Below are 21,889 nucleotides of genomic sequence, written 5' to 3'. Positions count from 1 at the left end.
TGACGATGGCGAACGTAACGGCAAGAGCATATCATCACCGGGCAACCCGGTGGAGCCCGATGGCGCCAGTCCGCTACGAACGAAGGCTTCATCCATGTCGCATCGCCTTTTCGTTGCAATCTGCCCGCCCGAAGCCGTGATCGATGCCATGATCGACACGATGGACGGCATCGAGAACGCGCGCTGGCAAGACGAAACGCAACTCCACCTCACTCTCCGTTTCGTCGGAGAAGTCGACACGCCGCGCGCCAACGACGTTGCCGACGCGCTGCGGTCGATATGTCTTGCACCGTTCGAGATCGCCTTTCGAGGCGTCGGCCATTTCGAACGTCGCCACTGGCCCAACGCAGTCTGGGCCGGGGTGGAGCCGTCGGAAACGCTGGATATACTGCGCAAGAAGATCGAACGTGGGGTCGTCGCGGCGGGATTGGAGCCGGAAACGAGGCGCTTTGTGCCACATGTCACGCTGGCGCGGCTCAACCATTCGTGCGGGCCGGTGGGCGACTGGATGGCACGGCACGGCGATTTTGCGGCTGGGCCGATGATGGTCGATAGCTTTACGCTATATGAAAGCACGCTCACCGCATCCGGCCCGTTCTACGAACCGGTGGTGCGATACCCTCTCGACCGCGCCCAGGGTTGATTCCGACGTTTTGCGCGGGCGTATCCGCCGTCAATTATCCGGTCAATCAGGTCGCCAGCGCTTTCGATCCGGGATCGCCCAACCACCGCGCATCGACCTGCCAGACCTGCCGGATAATCGCTTCGCACAAGGCATCTTGCGGCCGACCGTCGGCAACGATGCGGCCCTGATCGAGCACGATCACCCGGTCGGCGTGGTTCATCGCGGTGGCGAGGTCATGCATGACGACAACGACCCCCCGACCGCCCGCCGCCTCACGCGCGAGGCATGCGGCCAGCCGTTGCTGATGAGCAAGGTCGAGGCTGGCCAAAGGTTCGTCGGCAAGTATCCAGTCGGGCTCTCCCGCCAGCACACGCGCCATGAACGCCCTTGCCCTTTCGCCGCCGGACAGATTGGAAACGGGCCGATCCGCAAGATCGCACAGTTCCATTGCCGCCAGCGCGGCATCGATCGCGGCACGGTCCGCAGAAAGGCTGGCGCGCGCCGGGCGACCCGGCACGGCGCACCATGGCAACCGGCCCAGCGCGACGAGCGTCCTTACAGAAACGTCCCATGCGACCTCTGCCCGCTGGGGCAGGAATCCGATCGCTCGCGCCCTTTCTCGCAGGGAAAGCGATGCAATTGACCGGCCATCGAGTGTCAGGTCGCCGGTTGCCGGTAACAGCGCGGCCAGCGCGGCGAGAAGGCTGGACTTGCCCGCACCGTTGGGGCCGCAGATCGCCGTCAGACGACCGGGTTCCAGCGAGAGCGTGGCGTCGCGAACGACGTCGCGCCCTCCGCGCCTAACGGTAAGGTTGGTGGCCGTAATCATCAGGCCAGATCCCGCCGAAGCCGCAACAACAGCGCAAGAAAGAACGGCGCGCCCAGCAGCGACAAGGCGATGCCGAGCCGAAGCTCGCTCGCCAGCGGAAGGAGACGACAAACGGTGTCGGCGACCAGCACCAGCAGCGCTCCTGCCAGAACGCTCGGCACTATAAGCGTCGATGGGCGACGGTCGGTGAACGGGCGAACGAGGTGCGGCACCATCAGGCCGACGAAGCCGACGATACCGGCCACCGCGACCCCTGCCCCGACAACCAGGCCGATGCCGATCACGATCCACCATTGCAGCCTCCGTGCATCCACACCTAGCGAAAGCGCGGCCTGTTCGCCCAAAGTAAGCGCATCGAGCAGCGGACCGGTGCGCCACAGCACCGCCAACCCGGCAAATGTCAGTGGCGCGGCGATCCAGATGTCGCCCCAGCTGCGATCGGTCAGCGCGCCCATCAGCCAGGTCACGATCTCGCTAGTGGCAAAGGGATTGGGAGACATCGAGATGGCAAGGCTGGTCAACGTGCCCGCAAGGCTGGCGATCATCAGGCCCGCCAGCGTAAAGAGCGCAATGCCGCCGGTGCGCCCGGCGATGAGCGCCAGCAACGCCATCGCCCCGCCCGCACCGATTAATGCGGCAAAGGGCAACGCGAACGGCACGGCAGCAAGACCGAGAAACAGCGTCAGGACCGCGCCGAACGCAGCGGCAGGCGCGATACCGAATAGGCCCGGATCGGCGAGCGGGTTGCGCAGATAGCCCTGCATCGCGGCACCCGCGCCGCCCAAACCTGCCCCCACGATCACCGCAAGCAACCCACGCGGCAGGCGCAGTTCGGCAAGAATTGTTGCCGCATGGGGCACCGTGCTGTCCAGCGGCGAGATCCAAACCCGCCCCGACAAAAGCGAAATCGGTAACACGACCGCAATCGCCAATGCGAGTGTAAGGTTAAGTCGGCTCATCGCGGCAGATCGCGACGGATCGCGGCGAGACGCAACGCGGCTTTTTCTATCGTCGGCCCGCCACAGAACGTGAGCCGAGGATCGAAGGCCACGCGACGCGTGCCAGACGCAAGCGCGGCCAAAGACGGATGCTCCATCATCCGGCCATCGCCCGCCACCATCAACACGCGGGGCGGATCGGCAAGCACGTCTTCCAAGGGAACAATGGCCCCTTGGCCAAGCCCTCGTCCGGCGCTGAAATTCCGGAAGCCGGTGCGGACCAAAAGATCGGAAATCAGCGTTTCCTCGCCCGGAACGATGCCGCCGCCCTGCCAGATCATCGCCGGAACAACGGTATCACCCGGAAGTGGAGCGGCAGTTGCCAACGCCCGGTCCATCCGCGCGATCATCGCCTCGCCCGCGGCCTCTTGCCGGGTAAGGGCGGCGAGTGCGCGGACCTGCGCGCGGGCATCGTCCACCGAAGCGATAGAGCCTGTCTTCACCACGCGAAATCCCATGCGCGCCAGCGCCTGTTCCGTTGCGGGCGGCAGGAACGTTCCTGCCACCACCACGTCGGGCGCAAATGCCGCGATCTCCTCGGCACTGTCCGATATGGCGGGGAAAAGGCGGGCCGTCGCGACATCCATCGAACTTGATCTAGGGTCATGGCTGTAATGCGACACGGCAATCAGGTGGCTCGGTGAGATCCCGGCAAGGATCGCATCGGCACAGGGGTTTAGCGAGACGATGAGCGGGGCCTTCACCTCGTCCGCAAAACCATCGCTTTGCTGTTTTGCGGGCGCGGGCGCGCAGGCGGAAACGAGCATTGCTGCCGCCCCCGCCATGAACGACCGCGCGCGCATCGTCAGATCTTCAGCCGCGCGCCAATGTGCGCGCTGCGCCCGGCGGTGTTGTAGCCCGCTACGGTCTGATATCCTGCGTCGAACAGGTTCTCTACCCGACCGTAGATTTGGACGGGGCCGAGCGGAACCGAAGCCCGCAAATCGACGGTTTCGTACCCGTCGAGCGGCACATATTCCCCGCGATCGTCGAAGCTGTCGCCGACCAGCCGCGCATCCGCGCCCAGCGCGACTCCAAACGGAGAGGTCCAGTCGAAGCTGGCCGTCACCGCATGGCGTGGGCGTCGGTTCAGGTCGTTGCCTTCGTAGAACCCGCCCACGGTGCGATCCTTCGATTCGACATAGGAATAAACGACGCCGGCGCGCAGCTCATCCGATGGCCGCGCGGCAAGCTCGACCTCGAAGCCTTCGGCCCGCGACTTCCCGATGTTGTAGTAGACCGAATTGAAAAGGTCGAAATCGATCAGGTTTGTGCTGTTGCGGCGGAACAACGACACCCCTGCGAAAAACGAGCCGTCGCGTGTGCCCTTCTCGATGCCGAAATCGTAGCCCGTGCTTGTCTCAGGCTTGAGATCGAGTGCGCCGTAATAGCCGTAAAGCTGATACAACGTGGGTGCCTTGAAACCCTCGCCGTAACTGGCGCGCAGACGCAAATCATAGGCAAGTCGCACCGACGCGTTCCCGCCAAATGTCCAGGCATCGCCAAACCGCGAATTGTCGTCATACCGGGCGCCAGCCGCCAAGGTTGCGAAGGGAGTGTAGAAACCGAGCAACGCATGACCGCTGTTCGTGTTCACCTTCTTTGTAGTGCCGCTATCGGCGAACCGGCTCCATTCCCGATCCGCCCCGAAATCAAGCCGGAACGGCCCCGCGACGCGGTACTGACCGAACAGTTCGGCTCGGTCGTTCCGCGCATCGGTGGCATAGGGATAGTCGCCATAGCTTTCGCCGGTATAGACCCGCGCTGTCTTCGCCAGCGAATATCCGCCGCGCAGCGACAGCGCTTTACCCGCATAGTCGAAACCGAGGCGGCCCGAAGTTTCTTTCGTATCCTGAAAATCGGCGCTGTCGACAGGGGCATAAGGCGGCGTCCACGCAAAGCTGTCCTGGTCGAGCTTACCATCCGCATGGCGCGCATTCGCGACCACCGCCAGACCGTAAGCCAGCTCGTAACGAGCGCGACCCGTCACCTGCCACTGGCGAAATCCGTCAGCTTCCGTTCCGCCAGCAGCCGTGCTGTACCCGTCAGACGTCATGTAGCTGCCCGTAACGCCAGCCTCCAGCGCGCCCGTGCGCATCCCGCCGCCCAGCGTGGCATAAATCGTTTCGTCGCTGCCATATTCTCCGCTGGCCACGATCCCATCAGGCGCGAGCGTGGTCAGGTTCATCACCCCGCCCATCGCATCCGATCCCCAGACGACCGAGTTGGGACCGCGCAGCAGCTCGATCTGCTGGATATTCCCTGCCAGCAAATTGCCGAAGTCGAACCCGCCGCCGGGCGCGCCGGCATCGTTGACCTTCACGCCATCAATGAGCACCAGCAGATGTTCGGACGGAGCGCCGCGAACGCGAACGCCGGTGAATCCGCCGACGCCGCCGTTGCGCGTGACAGTCGTACCCGGAAGGCGTTGGAGCACGCGGGTCAGATCGGGACCTTGAACGGCCTCGATCTCATCCAGACCGATAATAGTAACGGGCTGCCCAGTCTCCGCCGTGGAAATCGGCATGCCGGTGGCGACGACGGTGATCGTCTCGCCCTCGACTTCGCCCATCGGCGGCGGCGCGGCCGTGGCATATTCGACGGCGTCGTTGCTCGACGCATCCTGGGCCAGCGCAGGCTGAACGAGAAAGGCAGTGGTCAAAAGAAACAGGTATTTGCGCATAAAAGCTCCCATCATGAACGAAACGTCGCTCACGGCGGGAGAAGCACGGGATGCGCTTCACTCGCTGCCTTCGGTACACCCCGCCCGACGACAAGAACGACCGTTATGGGCAGGTCTCCTGGCTCCCGGGTCATCGCACGTTCTTGCCTTCCCGAACTTTCGCCCAGTGGCATGTGAAGAACACACTATCCGGTTACAGTTGCGGGGGCAGCGTCGGCATGGAACCAAATGGTTCGCACCGGCCTTCCCTCTTAGCGCCAACCACTTGCGCGGTTAGCGACCCGTAACGTCGCGCCGCCCTTAGGTGCATCGCAGCACGCTGGCAATAGAGCAGCAGAATTTCCCTCTTTTGCTATTGCGAACTGATTGCAAAGATAGTTTTGGCACCTGTCCTTTTGACGGTTGCAATCGACCCAAGTCAGGCTTAGGGCCGTCCGCGAACCCGCCGTGGCGCACGAAAATTGCGGGCCGTCGCCGCGTGCTGAATACTGGTTTTTCGCGAATAGCCCGCGCCGCGACACGTATGCGACACGAAGGGAGCTCCAGTATATGGCACGCAAGAAGATCGCCCTGATCGGTTCCGGCATGATCGGCGGCACGCTCGCCCATCTCGCCGCCAAGAAGGAAATGGGCGACATCGTCCTGTTCGACATCGCCGAAGGCATGCCGCAGGGCAAGGCGCTCGACCTTGCGCAGTGCGGTCCGATCGAGGGTTTCGACGCCAAGATCAGCGGCACCAACGATTACGCCGACATTGCCGGCGCTGACGTCGTGATCGTCACCGCCGGTGTCCCGCGCAAGCCGGGCATGAGCCGCGACGATCTTCTTGGCATCAATCTCAAGGTGATGAAGTCGGTCGGCGAAGGCATCAAGAACCATGCGCCCGACGCATTCGTGATCTGCATCACCAACCCGCTCGATGCGATGGTCTGGGCGCTGCGCGAATTTTCGGGCCTGCCCCACAACAAGGTCGTCGGCATGGCCGGCGTGCTGGACTCGGCGCGCTTTGCCACCTTCCTCGCGTGGGAATTTGGCGTTTCGGTAAAGGACGTGAACGCGTTCGTGCTTGGCGGCCACGGCGACACGATGGTCCCCGTCACCAGCTACACCACGATTTCGGGCATCCCGGTCGACGATCTCATCAAGATGGGCAAGTCGAGCAAGGAAGCCATGGACGCCATCGTCCAGCGCACCCGTTCTGGCGGAGGCGAGATCGTCGGCCTGCTCAAGACCGGATCGGCCTATTACGCTCCCGCCACTTCGGCGATCGCGATGGCCGAAGCCTACCTTGGCGACCAGAAGCGCATCCTCCCGTGCGCCGCGCATCTTAGCGGCCAGTACGGCGTCGACGGCCTTTACGTAGGCGTTCCGGCGATGATCGGTGCCGACGGCATCGAGGAAGTCATCGAAATCGCGCTGAACGACGAAGAAAAGGGCAACCTCAAGGTGTCCGTCGACGCGGTCAAGGAACTGCTCGAAGCCTGCAAGGCCATCGATTCCAGCCTCGCCTGATCCAAAACCGATGACCGCCTCTTCCTATTTCGCGCTTGCGATTGCGCCAGTGACCGTGATTGTCGCCGCTGCGACGGTAACGGCGCAGGGCAGCATTGCGATGCGTGGGCAAGGAGTGGCGGCCATCGCTCGCGACGGGTCCGATCAAGATTACATCCCGGCGGATGATTCGCCGGATATCCATGTCCATTCCGTTAGGCTTGCCATGACGACCGGTTTTGCCGGTCCGGCCGGCAACGCCTGATCAGCTGAGGGGAAAAGCGAATGTCCATCCTCGTAGACAAGAATACCAAGGTCATCACCCAGGGCATGACCGGTGCGACCGGCACGTTCCACACCCAGCAGGCGCTGGACTACGGCACGCAGATGGTCGGCGGCGTCACCCCCGGCAAGGGCGGCACGACGCATATCGGCCTGCCCAACTTCAACACCGTGGCCGAGGCCAAGGCGGTTACCGGCGCCACCGCATCGTGCATCTATGTCCCGCCGCCGTTCGCCGCTGACTCGATCCTCGAAGCGATCGACGCCGAAATGGAACTGATTGTCGCCATCACCGAAGGCATCCCGGTGCTCGACATGGTAAAGGTGAAGCGCGCCCTGCAGGGTTCGAAGTCGCGCCTGATCGGCCCGAACTGCCCCGGCGTCCTGACCCCCGGCGAATGCAAGATCGGCATCATGCCCGGCTCCATCTTCAAAAAGGGCTCGGTCGGCGTCGTCTCGCGTTCGGGCACGCTCACCTACGAAGCGGTGTTCCAGACCACCAACACCGGCCTTGGCCAGACCACCGCTGTCGGCATCGGCGGCGACCCGGTAAACGGCACCAACTTCATCGACGTGCTGGAACTGTTCCTTGCCGACGACGAGACCAAGTCGATCATCATGATCGGTGAAATCGGCGGTTCGGCCGAAGAAGAAGCGGCCCAATTCCTCAAGGACGAAGCCAAGCGCGGGCGCAAAAAGCCGATGGTCGGCTTCATTGCGGGCCGTACGGCGCCTCCGGGTCGTCGCATGGGTCATGCCGGCGCCATCGTTTCGGGCGGACAGGGCGGCGCGGACGACAAGATCGCGGCCATGGAAGAAGCGGGCATCCGCGTCTCCCCCTCGCCGTCGCTGCTTGGCGAAACGCTCGATGAATTGCTCAAGGAAATCGCCTGAGCTTCGCGGCACAAGGGCGGCTTGGAGGGAGGGCCGCCCCGAACGCCGCAACACACACGTGCGCCGGACATGCCGGCCAAATGCGGGTGAATGAAAATGGGTAAAGAGAACCAGCCCTTCCTTCCCGAGCTTGAGCCGGACGGCCCCCAACCCGGACCGTCCTGGGCTCGCAAGGGCTGGCCGCTCGACATGGGCGGGACCGACGACCTGACGTCGTCGATGGACCCCACCCAGATGAAGGCCGAAATCAAGGCCGCCGCCGAAAAGAAGGGCGCAAAGCTCGACGAAAAGGCGATCGAGGCGGCGTGCGACGATTCGGTTCGCGCGATGCTGCTGATCCGCACCTATCGCGTACGCGGACACATGGCCGCCGATCTCGATCCACTGGGCCTCTCACAGCTCGAGCTTCCGGCGGATCTTACTCCCGAATATCACGGTTTCGGCCCCGCCGATCTCGATCGTCCGGTCTACATCGGCGGCAATCTCGGTCTCGGATGGGCGACCATAAACGAGATCGTGGCGATCCTGCGCGCGAATTATTGCGGCAAGGTCGGCCTTGAATACATGCACATCGCCGACATCGAAGAGCGCCGCTTCCTGCAGGAACGGATGGAGGGCAAGGACGCCTCGATCGACTTCACTGTCATGGGCAAGAAGGCGATCCTGCAGGCCGTGATCCGCGGTGAGCAGTACGAGAAGTTTCTCGGCAAGAAGTACGTCGGCACCAAGCGTTTCGGCCTCGATGGCGGCGAATCCATGATTCCGGCGCTGGAATCGGCCATCAAGTACGGCGGTATGTCGGGCGTTAAGGAAATCGTGTTCGGCATGGCCCACCGCGGCCGGCTCAACATCCTGGCGAACGTGATGGGCAAGCCATACAAGGTCATCTTCCACGAATTTTCGGGCGGTAGCGCCAACCCCGACGACGTCGGCGGTTCGGGCGACGTAAAGTACCATCTGGGCACCAGCACCGACCGCGAATTCGATGGCGTGAAAGTGCACATGAGCCTTGTGCCCAACCCCTCGCACCTCGAAGCAGTGGATCCGGTCGTGCTCGGCAAAGTACGCGCCCAGCAGCAATTCCGCGACGATATCGGCAAGGGCAAGCACCAGACCGTGTTGCCCGTGCTTATCCACGGCGACGCGGCGTTTGCGGGACAGGGCATCGTCTGGGAATGCCTCGGCTTTTCGGGCATCCGCGGGTACAATACCGGCGGCTGCATCCATTTTGTCATCAACAACCAGATCGGCTTTACCACCAGCCCTCAGTTCGCACGGTCAAGCCCATATCCTTCCGACGTCGCGAAGGGCGTCATGGCGCCGATCCTGCACGTCAACGGCGACGATCCCGAAGCCGTGACGTTCTGCTGCAAACTGGCCATCGAATATCGCCAGCGGTTCGGCCGCGACATCGTCATCGACATGTGGTGCTATCGCCGGTTCGGCCATAACGAGGGCGACGAGCCCAGCTTTACCCAGCCGCTCATGTACAAGCAGATCCGCAGCCACCCCGGCGTTGCCTCGCTCTATGCCAAGCGACTGATCGACGAAGGCGTGATCGACAAGAGTTTTGAAGATTCGGCCGTCAAAAGCTTCAGCGATCTGCTCGAAGAAGAATTCGAGGCGGGCAAGACTTATAAGGCGAACGAGGCCGACTGGTTCGGCGGACGCTGGGCCGGCCTGAACAAGCCGGCTGACCCCGAAACCGCGCGGCGCAACATTTCCAGCGGGATTGAGGGCAAGCTCTTCGACAGCCTTGGCCGGACGCTCACGACGGTTCCCGATAAGGTCAACATTCACAAGACCTTAAACCGCGTGCTTGATGCCAAGCGCGATATGTTCGCCAGTGGCGCGGGCTTCGACTGGTCGACGGCCGAAGCGCTGGCCTTCGGTTCGTTGCTGGCCGAAGGGTTTGCGATTCGCCTGTCTGGCCAGGATTCGGGGCGCGGTACGTTCTCGCAACGTCACGCTGTCTGGGTCGACCAGGAAACCGAGGCCAAGTACATTCCGCTGTGCCAGGTGCCGTACGGGCATTTCGAGGTCTATGACAGCCCGCTGTCCGAATACGGTGTGCTCGGTTTCGAATACGGTTATGCGCTGGCCGACCCCAAATCTCTGGTCCTGTGGGAAGCGCAGTTCGGCGACTTCGCCAACGGCGCGCAGATCATGATCGACCAGTTCATCGCGTCGGGAGAGGCAAAGTGGCTTCGCGCCAACGGTCTCGTGATGCTGTTGCCGCACGGTTACGAGGGACAGGGGCCGGAGCACTCTTCGGCTCGCCTTGAACGTTTCCTGCAACTGTGCGCGGGCGACAATATCCAGGTCTGCAACATCACCAGTCCGGCGAACTACTTCCACGTATTGCGCCGCCAGATGCTGCGTCCCTTCCGCAAGCCGCTCATCATCATGACGCCCAAATCGTTGCTGCGTCACCCGATGGCGAAATCGGTGCGTGAGGAATTTCTCGGCGAAAGCCACTTCCGCCGCCTCGTGTCCGACACCAAGGACATTGCGGACGAAAGCGTGAAGCGGCTCGTATTGTGTTCGGGCAAAGTCGCCTACGACCTGATCGAAGCGCGCGACGCAGCAGGACTGGACGACACGTCCATTGTCCGGGTCGAACAACTCTACCCGTTTCCTGGCGAACCACTGGCGCTCCGCCTGTCGCGGATGAAAAACCTCGAAAAGGTGATCTGGTGTCAGGAAGAACCGAAGAACAACGGTTCGTGGTTCTTCGTCGAAAGCCAGATCGAACAGGCATTATCAGAAGCGGGTTCGCCCGTCAGCCGCGCTCGCTATGCCGGTCGCGCACCGTCCGCATCGCCGGCGACCGGGCTGGCCAAACGCCATATCGAACAGCAGAATGCGCTCGTCGCCGACGCCCTTGGTCTTTCGGTTGAAGACGTCATCGCCGCGCGCCAGAAATAATTCGGGCCCAAGAAAATCGTTAAGGACACGAACCGATGAGCATCGAAGTAAAGGTCCCCGTTCTGGGCGAATCGATCACCGAGGCCACAGTTGGCCAATGGCTGAAGAAGCCGGGTGAAGCCGTCGCGCAGGACGAACCGATCTGCAGTCTGGAAACCGACAAGGTCGCCATCGACGTCAATGCGCCGACATCGGGCGTGATGGGTGAAGCGCTGGTCGGTGAAGGCGACACCGTCACTGTCGGCGCGGTGATCGCGACGATCATTGACGGTGCGGGCGCTGGCGACACGACCGTGTCCGAGCGCAAGGACGAGACTGCGTCCGTTCCCTCGCAGGCCACACCGGAACCTTCCGAAAGTGATGATGCCGTGGTCCTTTCGCCCGCCGTGCGCCGCGCGGTGCTCGAACATGGCATCGACCCGACTACGGTCAAGGGCACCGGCAAGGATGGCCGCCTGACCAAGGAGGACGTGCTTGCCGCCGCAGAGGCGAAAAAGACCGGCACGCCGGCCCCGACGCCTGCTCCCGCTCCAACCCCGACTGCCGCTCCGTCAGCAGCGGGCCGCAATGTCGAGCGGGTAAAGATGACGCGTCTGCGCCAGACTATCGCCAAGCGGTTGAAAAGCGCGCAGGAAACTGCGGCGCTGCTCACGACGTTCAACGATGTGGACATGACCGCAGTCATGGATGCACGCGCCAAATACAAGGACCTGTTCGCCAAGAAGCACGACGTGCGGCTTGGTTTCATGGGCTTTTTTACAAAGGCCGCGTGTCTTGCGCTGAAGGACGTGCCCAGCGTCAATGCTCAGCTTGAAGGTGACGAGATCCTCTATCACGACTATGTCGACGTATCGGTCGCGGTGTCCGCGCCCAACGGACTTGTCGTTCCGGTGCTGCGCGATGCCGACAAGAAGAGCTTTGCCCAGATAGAAAAAGACATCGCCGATTTCGGAAACCGGGCCAAGGACGGTACGCTGACGATGGATGACATGAAGGGCGGCACCTTCACGATTTCCAACGGCGGCGTATTCGGATCGCTGATGTCGACGCCGATCATCAACCCACCGCAAAGCGCCGTGCTCGGCCTCCACCGGATCGAAGATCGCGCCGTAGTAGTCGACGGTGAGATCGTGATCCGACCGATGATGTACCTTGCGCTGTCCTACGATCATCGCATTATCGACGGCCGCGAGGCGGTGACCGCATTGAAGATCATCAAGGAGGCGATCGAAGATCCGACGCGCCTCCTGATCGACCTCTGAGCCCCAGCGACAGCGAACGAGAGGCAAGACTATGGCTGAATTCGACTTCGACGTTATCGTCATCGGTTCCGGACCGGGCGGCTATGTTGCCGCTATCCGCGCGGCGCAGCTGGGCCTGAAAACCGCCTGCGTGGAAAGCCGCGAAACGCTGGGCGGAACGTGTCTGAATGTCGGGTGCATCCCGTCAAAGGCATTGTTGCATGGATCCGAACTGTTCGAGGAAGCAAATAACGGCACGCTCGCAAAATTCGGCGTCAAGATCCCCGCGCCCGAACTCGACCTTCCCACCATGCAGGGCGAAAAGGCGACAGCGGTCAAGGAGCTGACCGGCGGCATCGCGTTCCTGTTCAAGAAGAACAAGGTTACGTGGTTGAAAGGCAGCGGCTCGTTCGTCGACAAGCACACCGTGCAAGTCGGTGACGCGCAGCATTCGGCGAAGAACATCGTCATCGCGACTGGCTCGTCGGTTACCCCCCTTCCGGGCGTGACGGTAGATAACGAAGGTGGCGTGATCGTCGACAGCACTGGCGGTCTGGCACTGGATCGCGTCCCCAACAAGATGGTCGTGATTGGTGGCGGCGTGATCGGGTTGGAGCTGGGCTCGGTCTGGCGCCGGCTTGGCGCGCAAGTCACGATTGTGGAATTTCTCGACCAGCTGCTGCCCGGCATGGACGGCGCCGTGCGCAAGGAAGCGGCCAAGATCTTCAAGAAACAGGGCATGGAGCTCAAGCTTTCGACCAAGGTCACCGGCGCCACCGTCGAAGGCGGCAAGGCCACGCTCACGCTCGAACCTTCGGCCGGTGGCGATGCCGAAACGATCGAAGCCGATTGCGTCCTTGTCGCCATTGGTCGCAGGCCGAACACAGACGGCCTGAACCTCGCCGCCATCGGTCTTGAAACCAACCAGCGTGGCCAGATCGTCCCCGATCACGAGTTCCGCACGAAAGTCGACAGCGTCTGGGCCGTCGGCGATGTGATCCCGGGCCCGATGCTAGCCCACAAGGCAGAGGACGAAGGCATCGCGGTCGCTGAAAACATCGCGGGTGAAACCGGCATCGTGAACCATGCCGTCATCCCCAGCGTCGTTTACACCATGCCTGAAATGGCAGGCGTGGGGCTTACCGAAGAAGCAGCCAGGGAAGCCGGCCACGACATCAAGGTCGGCAATTTCCCGATGATGGCCAACAGCCGTGCCAAGACCAATCGCGAGCCAGATGGATTCGTCAAGATCATCGCCGATGCGGAAACCGACCGCGTCCTTGGTGCGTGGTGCATTGCGTCCTTGGCGGGCACGATGATCGCGCAGGTTGCTCAGGCCATGGAATTCGGCGCTACGTCAGAGGACATCGCCTACACCTGCCATGCGCACCCGACCCATTCGGAGGCCATCAAGGAAGCCGCGATGGCCGTCCGGGGTCTGCCGATCCACATCTAAGGCCCGATTGCCGCCTGAACGCGGTTGGCATCACGGTTACCCGAATTGACAGATAACCCTTCGCCTGCGCGAGATGCGCGGCGGAGGGTTATCTTTTATGCGCATCCTTGCAAAACTTCACATCTGGCTTGGTTGGATCGTGGCCATACCGCTACTGCTGTGGACGGTGAGCGGCATCGTCATGGTAGCCAAACCGATGGCGGAAGTCCGTGGGGACACCTTGCGCAAAAACGCCGAGGTCCGCCCTATTCCGGCGGGCTGGTTAGCCCCCCAGCTGATCGAGGGCGAGGACCGCCCGGTCGAACTTCGCACCCGAATTCAAGGCAACTCAGCGGTCACCAGCGCGATATATGCCGATGGAAAAGTCGAGCGATACTTTGCTCGTTCGGGCCAGGCCGTTCCGCAGATCGACGTGGCTGCTGCGCGCACAATCGTTGCTATGGAGATTGAAGGTGGCGACCGGATCGATTCCGTCCGCTTCTTCGAGGAAGACAATCCGCCGTCCGATCTGCGCCGACCCATCCCTGTCTGGCAAGTCGTATTGACCGATGGAACCCATGTCTACGTTGGCAGGGATAGCGGCGAGATCGAAGCTATCCGAACCCGCTGGTGGCGAATGTTCGATGCGATGAGAACGATGCACAATATGGATTTCGAGACACGCGCAGGCGCAAACAACCTAATGCTGATGGTGTTTGCCGCGCTCACCCTGCTGATGACTGCGATGGGTGCCGTCCTGCTGTTCAGGCGAAAGCACGCGCCCGTGGCCCCCGCACCATCGGCACATGCGGAATCTGCACCCGAATGACATCCGCCCTTCCCGTCTTGCCGCCCTTGCTCGATGTGGCCGGGACGGCAGTCTTCGCGCTCACCGGCGCATTGCTTGCGGCGAGGTTGCGGCAAAGTTTCGTGACCGTCGCGTTCTTTGCGCTGGTGACCGGTGTGGGTGGGGGATCGGTCCGAGATGTGCTGATCGGCGTGCCGGCCTTCTGGCTCACATCCCCATGGGTCGCACCGGTCGTCTTCACCGCAGCGATGCTTGCCTGGTTTATGCCCGTAAGGATTTGGCCTGCGCTGCTGCTCGAATGGGCAGATGCGGCCGGGTTGGCGGCATTTTCCGCATTAGGCGCTGCAAAGGCACTGGCACTCGGCGTCGCGCCCTTGCCCGCCATTGTGCTGGGCGTGGTCACCGGATGTGTCGGCGGCATTATCCGCGACGTTCTTGCCGGCGTTCCGTCAATCCTGATGCGACCCGAACTCTATGTGACCGCAGCGGCACTATCGGCCACGCTTTGCGCAGGTGCACTGATCGCCGGATTGCCGCAATCCGCCGCATTGGGCATGGCCGCGATCGCAGGATTTGCCCTGCGCGGCGCGGCCATCTGGTGGAAGATCGAGTTGCCGGCCTATTCCCGCTTCGACGCGACCGACAAGCACTGACCCTTTATTGCGCGAGCGCGTAATCCGGGCCGCCAGCCGTCTCGTAGCGATCGTCGCTTTGGCCTCTTTCCCAGGTTCGTTCACCCGAACCTTGTTCTTTTTCAACTTCGACCTCGACCTGACGGGTCGGCGACGGCGCATCGGCCCGCGAACGGGCGCTGGCGTAGTAATCGTCATTTCGTCCGTCAGTGCGTTCAATATCGGGCTGACGCGCAGCCTGCTCGTACCCGGCGTCCTCACGAGAGGATCGGCGGCCAATGTCAATGTCGACGTCGCGGACCCTGCCATCAGAGCTCAAAGAACAGGCGAAACGCCCACCCCGCGCCAGATCGCCCTCTACGCGCCATCCCGCAGCATCGCGTTCCGCAGTATCGACGCTCGCCACGCGCTGATCGCGCTCGACCTCGTCGACGCAATCTTCGATTGCACCATCGATGCCGCGGCGCGAGGCTTCGTCATCGCGCGGATTTCGATAGTCCCGATAACGCGCATCGCGATCGTATTCCCGATTGTCGCGATAACGTACGTCCCTGTCACGATAACGTACGTCCCTTTCGCGATAATTGCGGTCGTTTGAATTCTCTATCGCCCTAGCCACCGCGATAGCACCGCCAAAGATCAGAATCCCCGCCAGCACGTCGCCTCCGTCGACACGGCCGTGACCACGCCAGCGGCCGCCATAACCACCCCAACCGCCGCCCCAGCCGTTAGCCGTGTCGTCAACCGCGCTCCAATGACCGACAGCGCCGCTGCCCGGAACGTCCAAGCTTGCGGCCTGCGTCGGAATGGCAAGCGATGTGGCGGCCAGAAAGGCAACAGCCCCGGCGGACTTGCGAATGCGAATGGTCATGGTTGCGATCCCTCAATAGGCGCCACACAGACACCCAGTATACCATAGATTGCCCACAGAAGGGTTTCCCATTCCTGAACCAGACTCGCGTTTTCCCGACTGGCAAACAAAAAAGGGCCCGGCGGGAAGGGGTTACCGCCGGGCCCAAAAGGCATTCGTGCGCGAACTGATCATCGATCAGCGCAGGCCGCGGATGCCCGAATAGCCGAGGTCACGGACGCGCCCATGGCTCACTTCGCAGGTGAACTTACCGCTGTCCCAGCTGCGCATGTCGTTGCGCGATCCGCGATAATCATTATCCCATCCGCGACCATAGCGTGAACCGCTGTAGCCGGTGTCGACTGCGATCCGACCCTTGATCCGGTAACCGCCATTCCGGCGATCGACTTCGCGGATGTCGGTAACGTCGGCTCGACGGAAACCTGCGCGACGCGCATCGCGCTCTGCTGCATTGACGCACTGCTCTACCGCGCTGCGGGCGCTGCCCCCACGCGAATTGTAGGACCGGTCGTACCGATCATATCGGTCGTCGCGATCGTAACGCCCATCCCGATAATCTCGATCGTCGCCTGCATAGTAATAACCGTCACTGCGGTTCTTGCTGCCCGCGCTGGCGATAGCGGCGATGCCTCCGATAATCAGGGCCCCGGCGATCACGTCGCCAGCGTCGATTCCATCATGGCCGTAACGGTCACGGGAAAACGCGGGGCTGGCAGAGGCAAGGGCCATCGCGCCGGCCGCCGCTGAGCCGATAATGGCTTTTGAAACAGATTTCATCGGTGCGATCCTTTGCTCTGACCGGACGAGATAGCCCGGACAAGTCAGAGGATTAGCGAATCGATACTGAGACGAACCTGAATCTTTCTGACAGCTTTCGTTCAGCAAGAGACGAGCTTACATGAATGAGCCGCGCATATAAGAAAGGGCGCCGGTTGTGCAATTACAACCAGCGCCCCTTAAATTGTGATCGATGCCGCGTGGGCAGTCCGAAAGGGCTCAGGCCTCTTCGTACTCTTCCTCGTCCGACATGACCGGACCCGAATCCTGGCCCTTTGCATCGATGTCGCGGTCGACGAATTCGATGATCGCAACCGGGGCAGCGTCCGAAGCGCGGATGCCAGCCTTGATGATGCGAGTATAGCCGCCTTCACGGTCCTTGTAACGTTCAGCAAGAACGTCGAAAAGCTTGGCAAGCTGAGCGTCGTCGAGCAGCTTCGAGTGCGCGAGGCGACGGTTCGAAAGGCCGCCATGCTTGGCGAGCGTAATCAGTTTCTCGACATAAGGACGCAGTTCGCGAGCCTTCGGTGTCGTGGTCTTGATCTGCTCGTGCTTGATAAGAGCGGCAGCGAGGTTGCGCAGCAGCATCTTGCGATGGCCGGTCTTGCGCTGGAGCTTACGCCCCGCAATTTTGTGACGCATGGTCTTTTCCTTTTTTGCCGATCTCTCGGCGTTCGTAGGGGGCCCGTGTCAGGTAGCCCGATCCTGGCTGTTTGCTGAGGTCAGCCATGAACCCCGAATTACCGTCCCGGCCGGGGCCGGGACGGTAATTCGATCAGCCCAGCAGTTCCTGCTCGAGCTTCTTGGCCATCTCTTCGATGTTTTCCGGCGGCCAGCCGGGGATGTCCATGCCAAGACGCAGACCCATCGAGGAAAGAACTTCCTTAATCTCGTTGAGCGACTTGCGGCCGAAGTTAGGCGTACGGAGCATCTCGGCCTCGGTCTTCTGGACCAGGTCACCGATATAGATGATGTTGTCGTTCTTGAGGCAGTTGGCCGAACGAACCGACAGTTCAAGCTCGTCGACCTTCTTGAGAAGGTAACGGTTGAGTTGGTTGGCATCGCTTTCTTCGGGTGCAACGGCGATCCCGGCAGTCTGCGGAACGCCCTGCGGGATGCCCTCTTCAAAGTGCACGAAGAGCGCAAGCTGGTCCTGCAGGATACGAGCAGCGTACGCCACCGCGTCTTCCGGCGTGATCGTGCCGTCAGTCTCGACAGTCAGCGAAAGCTTGTCGTAATCGAGTTCCTGACCGACGCGAGCATTCTCGACCTTGTAGGAAACCTGACGAACCGGCGAATATAGCGAGTCGACCGGGATGAGCCCGATCGGTGCATCCGCCATGCGGTTCTGTACGGCTGGGACATATCCCTTACCGCTGTCGCAGGTCAGCTCCATGTTGAGCGTCGCACCTTCGTCGAGGTGGCAGATCACGAGGTCCTTGTTCATGACCTCCATGTCGCCCGACACCTGAATGTCACCTGCGGTGACCTCGGCAGGACCGGTCGCGGAGAGGTTGAGACGCTTCAGCCCTTCACCTTCCATCTTAAGCGCGACCTGCTTGATGTTCAGGACGATGTCGGTGATGTCTTCGCGAACGCCGGCCAGCGACGAGAACTCGTGCAGGACATTGTCGATCTTGATCGAGGTGATCGCGGCGCCCTGTAGGCTCGACAACAGGACGCGACGCAGCGCGTTGCCGAGCGTGAGGCCGAAACCGCGCTCGAGCGGTTCAGCAACGAAAGTAGCGCGCAGCTTGGCATCGCCCTGCGGCTTGATTTCGAGACTGTTGGGCTTCTTCAGTTCCTGCCAGTTCTTGATATTGACGGACATGGACTTCCCCTAGGGTTTGTCGGTTCTATTTTCGTGGGTCGGCTGCTCGAGGGAAGCTGCCCATCCCACTTCGTGATCCGCGGGCGAGTGCAAATGGGCGGACCGTGGATCCTGGTCGGACCGCCCCTCGCCTATCGGATCAGACGCGGCGACGCTTCGACGGGCGCACACCGTTGTGCGGGATCGGGGTAACGTCGCGGATCGAGGTGATGGTGAAACCCACCGCCTGCAGGGCGCGGAGCGCACTTTCGCGACCCGAACCCGGGCCCTTGACTTCAACCTCGAGGGTACGGACGCCGTGTTCGGCGGCCTTCTTGCCCGCATCGTCCGCTGCAACCTGCGCCGCATAAGGGGTCGACTTGCGGCTACCCTTGAAGCCCATCGCGCCTGCGCTGGACCAGCTGATAGCGTTGCCCTGAGCGTCGGTGATGGTGATCATGGTATTGTTGAAGCTGGCGTTCACATGCGCGACGCCGCTCGAGATGTTCTTGCGTTCGCGGCGCCGGATGCGCTGGGGTTCGCGTGCCATTATCTTGGTTCCTGTATCCTGAAAGGAAGGAGAGGTTCGCTACGAAAGCGATCCTTACTTCTTCTTGCCGGCGATCGGCTTGGCCTTGCCCTTGCGAGTGCGCGCATTGGTATGCGTGCGCTGGCCGCGAACGGGAAGTCCCTTACGGTGACGCAGGCCGCGATAGCAGGCCAGGTCCATCAGACGCTTGATGTTCATCGCGGTATCGCGACGAAGATCGCCTTCGACGATGAAGTCGCTGTCGATCGTTTCACGGATCTGCAGCACTTCCTGGTCCGTCAGGTCCTGGACGCGGCGGGCTTGATCTATGCCCAGCTTGTCGGCGATATCCTTGGCCGACTTGGGACCGATACCGTGGATATAGGTGAGCGCGATGATAACGCGCTTGTTGGTGGGGATGTTTACCCCGGCAATACGAGCCACTTAGTTCTCCATGCTCCACAGGGGTGGCGGCTAGCCATGCCCCTATCTCAACGCTTGCGAATGCCCGTCAGAAATCGACCATGCCAATCAGACCCTTAAGCCTTCAACGGCAAAAAGTCCGGATGGAAGGCGACGAAGCGCCAACCTGCCGGACTAACCCGATTCATAACGAGCGAAGGGCGCGCTTACGGTGATTCGATCTACAAGTCAACGGGCAGCAAGTAACCGTTGCAACCTCTCAATGATGTGCCTGACGATCCGTGTATTCCGGACAGCGTAAGCGATCAAAGAGGGCCGAGCTTCGCTGACAGATCACGCCGTCCTGAAAGCCCACGCATATCAATCGCCTTAACGTGCCTGGCTGCTTTGTCGAGCAACACCCTTCAATATTTTGCAAGAAGTAACGGGCCGTCGTCGTGCCGCAATTAGAAGCTGTGTCTCCGTAAGTTCCCAGCCAACGGTTCAGAAACAATCCTGCCCACTATACCCCAAACCAGATCAGTCGAGTATCTTGCCGATCGCTCTCGTCACGTCATCGATGTCCGCCATGCCATCCACTCGCGAGACGATCCCGCGCGCTTCATAAATAGGGAGGATCGGAGCGGTCTTGGCCCGGTACTCCGCCATGCGGGTACGGACGGTGGCCTCGTTATCATCGGGGCGGCGCTTGAATTCCGTGGCGCCGCATCGATCGCAGACGCCCGGTTGCTTTGGCCGTTCGAATACGTCGTGGTATCCCTTGCCGCACGAAGCGCAGGTGAAACGGCCGGTAATCCGTTGGACCAGTGCGTCTTCGTTTACGTCCAGTTCGATGACATGGGCCAGGGTACGGCCATGCTTTTGGAGGATGTCATCCAGCATGCGAGCCTGAACCGCGGTGCGCGGATATCCGTCGAAAATCGCGCCGCTTCCAACCCCCATCGACGCCAGCTCATCGCTAATCAGGGCTGAGACGATCGCATCGGAGACGAGCTCACCTGCATCCATGACGGCCTTTGCCTGAATGCCGACAGGGGTCTGAGCCTTCACTGCGGCCCGGAGCATGTCACCGGTCGATAGCTGACGCATGCCATACTTATCGACCAGACGCTGCGATTGCGTCCCCTTGCCAGCACCCGGCGGTCCGAGGAGGATGATGTCCACGTGAATACTCTCCCTGTTGCCGGACGGCTTATCGATCAGCGAAGCCGACCTTTCAACTTAGCCTTTTTGATGAGATCGCCGTACTGGTGCGCCAGCAGGTGGCTCTGGATCTGGGCAATCGTATCGACCGTCACGTTGACGACGATGAGAAGGCTCGTCCCACCAAGGAAAAACGGCAGGCCAGTCTGGCCGATGATATATTCAGGCAGCACGCAGACAAGCGCCAGGTAAGCCGCACCGATGACCGTGATGCGCGTCAGGACATAGTCAAGATAGTCTGCTGTCCGCTTGCCGGGACGAATACCGGGAATGAAACCGCCATTCCGCTTCAGGTTGTCCGCGGTCTCTTCCGGGTTGAAAACGACCGCCGTGTAGAAAAATGCGAAGAACACGATGCCGACCGCATAAAGGGTCAGATAGATCGGCTGCCCATGCTGAAGATATTGGTTAAGCGTTACGAGAACGCCGCCCATGGTGCTTTCCGGGGAGATCGAGTTTTGAGCGAACTGCGTGATCGTAAGCGGCAGAAGCAGTAACGATGAAGCGAAGATCGGAGGAATGACGCCGGCCGTATTCAGCTTGAGCGGGAGGTGCGATCGGTCTGCCTGCATCATGCCGCGCTGACTTGCACGCTTGGGATACTGGATCAGGAGCCGGCGCTGCGCACGCTCCATAAAGCAGATGAAAAGGATCAGCCCAATGATCACGAAGATCAGGGCCACGATAAGAAACGGCGAAATCGAACCCGAACGACCGCCTTCGAATAGCTGTGCAGTGATCGTCGGGAACTGGGCGATGATGCCCGCCATGATGATAAGCGAAACGCCGTTGCCGATCCCGCGCGACGTGATTTGTTCACCCAGCCACAGGAGGAACATGGTACCGCCAACGAGGCTGATAACCGAACCGATGCGGAACATCAGTCCGGGATCGACGACCGCATGCAGGCCGCTCGACGCAGAAAAAGTTTCCAGCCCTACGGCAAGGAAATAACCCTGGATCGCGGTAAGGCCCACAGTCCCGTAGCGGGTATACTGGTTGAGCTTCTTGCGCCCACTCTCGCCTTCCTTCTTCATCGCGGCCATTGCCGGATGAAGCGCTGCGGCAAGCTGTACGACGATGGAGGCGGTAATGTACGGCATGATGCCGAGCGCGATGAGGCTCATCCGCTCGAGGCTGCCGCCGGAAAATGTGTTGAACAGGTCGAGCACACCGCCGCGCGTCTGCGCATACAGATCCTGCAGGATCAGCGGGTTCACGCCCGGAAGCGGAACGAAGCTCAGGAAGCGGAAAACGATGAGCGCACCTAGGGTAAACCAGATGCGCTGCTTGAGCTCCGTCGCCTTGCCGAAATTGGCCAGGGACATGTTGCTCGCGATATTGTCGGCGCGTGATGCCATGTTCTTGAATCTGTCGCCTTGCGGGGGTGGCGGCGGATGGCCGCATGCCAGTCAGGAACAGCCCATATA

General features: G+C 61.5%; 21 protein-coding genes and 1 riboswitch. Of the genes, 9 read left to right on the top strand and 12 right to left on the bottom strand.

Annotation, left to right across the window (positions count from 1 at the left end; genetic code table 11):
- Window positions 1-94 precede the first annotated feature (94 nt).
- Complete coding sequence (gene thpR / locus EKN06_RS01320) at window positions 95-643, top strand: RNA 2',3'-cyclic phosphodiesterase (RefSeq protein ID WP_127611080.1); 549 nt, start codon at window positions 95-97, stop codon at window positions 641-643.
- A 46-nt stretch (window positions 644-689) separates the two neighbouring features.
- Here the strand turns inward: thpR and EKN06_RS01315 are convergent, their stop codons facing one another.
- Genes EKN06_RS01315 through EKN06_RS01300 form a run of 4 tightly spaced genes read right to left on the bottom strand, consistent with a single transcriptional unit; the run spans window position 690 to window position 5,168 of the window.
- Window positions 690-1,454 carry an ABC transporter ATP-binding protein gene (locus EKN06_RS01315; RefSeq protein WP_127611079.1) on the bottom strand — a complete coding sequence of 255 codons (765 nt, stop codon included), beginning with the start codon at window positions 1,452-1,454 and terminating at the stop codon, window positions 690-692.
- Window positions 1,454-2,413: a FecCD family ABC transporter permease gene (locus tag EKN06_RS01310; protein ID WP_127611078.1), complete on the bottom strand. Its 960-nt coding sequence runs from the start codon at window positions 2,411-2,413 to the stop codon at window positions 1,454-1,456. The genes EKN06_RS01315 and EKN06_RS01310 overlap by 1 nt, the downstream gene beginning before the upstream one ends.
- Entirely contained in the window at window positions 2,410-3,255 is an 846-nt protein-coding gene (locus EKN06_RS01305) for an ABC transporter substrate-binding protein (protein ID WP_240654548.1), read from the bottom strand. The genes EKN06_RS01310 and EKN06_RS01305 overlap by 4 nt, the downstream gene beginning before the upstream one ends.
- A 2-nt stretch (window positions 3,256-3,257) precedes the next feature.
- Complete coding sequence (locus EKN06_RS01300) at window positions 3,258-5,168, bottom strand: TonB-dependent receptor plug domain-containing protein (protein WP_240654547.1); 1,911 nt, start codon at window positions 5,166-5,168, stop codon at window positions 3,258-3,260.
- Window positions 5,169-5,226: 58 nt separating this feature from the next.
- Window positions 5,227-5,435: riboswitch (cobalamin riboswitch) on the bottom strand.
- Between the two features lie 249 nt (window positions 5,436-5,684).
- Here EKN06_RS01300 and mdh point away from each other — a divergent pair.
- The 8 genes from mdh to EKN06_RS01260 all read left to right on the top strand — a co-directional run bounded on the left by mdh (window position 5,685) and on the right by EKN06_RS01260 (window position 14,867).
- On the top strand, window positions 5,685-6,647 hold the full coding sequence (gene mdh, locus EKN06_RS01295) for a malate dehydrogenase (RefSeq protein WP_127611077.1): 963 nt from the start codon (window positions 5,685-5,687) through the stop codon (window positions 6,645-6,647).
- Window positions 6,648-6,657: 10 nt separating this feature from the next.
- Window positions 6,658-6,891, top strand: coding sequence for a hypothetical protein (locus tag EKN06_RS01290; protein WP_127611076.1), 234 nt, complete (start codon window positions 6,658-6,660; stop codon window positions 6,889-6,891).
- A 20-nt stretch (window positions 6,892-6,911) separates the two neighbouring features.
- On the top strand, window positions 6,912-7,802 hold the full coding sequence (sucD, locus tag EKN06_RS01285) for a succinate--CoA ligase subunit alpha (RefSeq protein WP_127611075.1): 891 nt from the start codon (window positions 6,912-6,914) through the stop codon (window positions 7,800-7,802).
- Window positions 7,803-7,898: 96 nt separating this feature from the next.
- Complete coding sequence (locus EKN06_RS01280; protein WP_127611074.1) at window positions 7,899-10,730, top strand: 2-oxoglutarate dehydrogenase E1 component; 2,832 nt, start codon at window positions 7,899-7,901, stop codon at window positions 10,728-10,730.
- A 35-nt stretch (window positions 10,731-10,765) separates the two neighbouring features.
- Window positions 10,766-11,992, top strand: coding sequence for a 2-oxoglutarate dehydrogenase complex dihydrolipoyllysine-residue succinyltransferase (gene odhB, locus EKN06_RS01275; protein ID WP_127611073.1), 1,227 nt, complete (start codon window positions 10,766-10,768; stop codon window positions 11,990-11,992).
- Between the two features lie 31 nt (window positions 11,993-12,023).
- Window positions 12,024-13,427 carry a dihydrolipoyl dehydrogenase gene (gene lpdA / locus EKN06_RS01270; RefSeq protein WP_127611072.1) on the top strand — a complete coding sequence of 468 codons (1,404 nt, stop codon included), beginning with the start codon at window positions 12,024-12,026 and terminating at the stop codon, window positions 13,425-13,427.
- Window positions 13,428-13,500: 73 nt separating this feature from the next.
- On the top strand, window positions 13,501-14,235 hold the full coding sequence (locus EKN06_RS01265; protein ID WP_127611071.1) for a PepSY domain-containing protein: 735 nt from the start codon (window positions 13,501-13,503) through the stop codon (window positions 14,233-14,235).
- The gene (locus tag EKN06_RS01260; protein WP_127611070.1) at window positions 14,232-14,867 is read left to right on the top strand and encodes a trimeric intracellular cation channel family protein; all 636 of its coding nucleotides are present in this window, start codon (window positions 14,232-14,234) and stop codon (window positions 14,865-14,867) included. The genes EKN06_RS01265 and EKN06_RS01260 overlap by 4 nt, the downstream gene beginning before the upstream one ends.
- A gap of 4 nt (window positions 14,868-14,871) precedes the next feature.
- Here the strand turns inward: EKN06_RS01260 and EKN06_RS01255 are convergent, their stop codons facing one another.
- The 8 genes from EKN06_RS01255 to secY all read right to left on the bottom strand — a co-directional run bounded on the left by EKN06_RS01255 (window position 14,872) and on the right by secY (window position 21,820).
- The gene (locus tag EKN06_RS01255) at window positions 14,872-15,717 is read right to left on the bottom strand and encodes a hypothetical protein (protein ID WP_127611069.1); all 846 of its coding nucleotides are present in this window, start codon (window positions 15,715-15,717) and stop codon (window positions 14,872-14,874) included.
- Between the two features lie 177 nt (window positions 15,718-15,894).
- Window positions 15,895-16,494: a hypothetical protein gene (locus tag EKN06_RS01250; protein WP_127611068.1), complete on the bottom strand. Its 600-nt coding sequence runs from the start codon at window positions 16,492-16,494 to the stop codon at window positions 15,895-15,897.
- 219 nt (window positions 16,495-16,713) lie between these two features.
- Window positions 16,714-17,136: a 50S ribosomal protein L17 gene (gene rplQ, locus EKN06_RS01245; RefSeq protein ID WP_127611067.1), complete on the bottom strand. Its 423-nt coding sequence runs from the start codon at window positions 17,134-17,136 to the stop codon at window positions 16,714-16,716.
- Window positions 17,137-17,269: 133 nt separating this feature from the next.
- On the bottom strand, window positions 17,270-18,325 hold the full coding sequence (locus tag EKN06_RS01240) for a DNA-directed RNA polymerase subunit alpha (RefSeq protein ID WP_127611066.1): 1,056 nt from the start codon (window positions 18,323-18,325) through the stop codon (window positions 17,270-17,272).
- 139 nt (window positions 18,326-18,464) lie between these two features.
- The gene (rpsK, locus tag EKN06_RS01235; RefSeq protein WP_127611065.1) at window positions 18,465-18,854 is read right to left on the bottom strand and encodes a 30S ribosomal protein S11; all 390 of its coding nucleotides are present in this window, start codon (window positions 18,852-18,854) and stop codon (window positions 18,465-18,467) included.
- Between the two features lie 54 nt (window positions 18,855-18,908).
- A complete protein-coding gene (rpsM, locus tag EKN06_RS01230; RefSeq protein ID WP_127611064.1) occupies window positions 18,909-19,277 on the bottom strand; it encodes a 30S ribosomal protein S13 in 369 nt (122 codons plus the stop codon).
- A gap of 498 nt (window positions 19,278-19,775) precedes the next feature.
- On the bottom strand, window positions 19,776-20,420 hold the full coding sequence (locus tag EKN06_RS01225) for an adenylate kinase (protein ID WP_127611063.1): 645 nt from the start codon (window positions 20,418-20,420) through the stop codon (window positions 19,776-19,778).
- Window positions 20,421-20,455: 35 nt separating this feature from the next.
- Window positions 20,456-21,820 carry a preprotein translocase subunit SecY gene (secY, locus tag EKN06_RS01220; protein ID WP_127611062.1) on the bottom strand — a complete coding sequence of 455 codons (1,365 nt, stop codon included), beginning with the start codon at window positions 21,818-21,820 and terminating at the stop codon, window positions 20,456-20,458.
- Window positions 21,821-21,889: the final 69 nt, after the last annotated feature.

This window comes from Croceicoccus ponticola (assembly GCF_004004515.1).
GTDB lineage: Bacteria > Pseudomonadota > Alphaproteobacteria > Sphingomonadales > Sphingomonadaceae > Croceicoccus > Croceicoccus ponticola.
The sequence above is the reverse complement of the archived record's forward strand: the minus strand, read 5'-3'. Positions and strand labels throughout refer to the sequence as shown.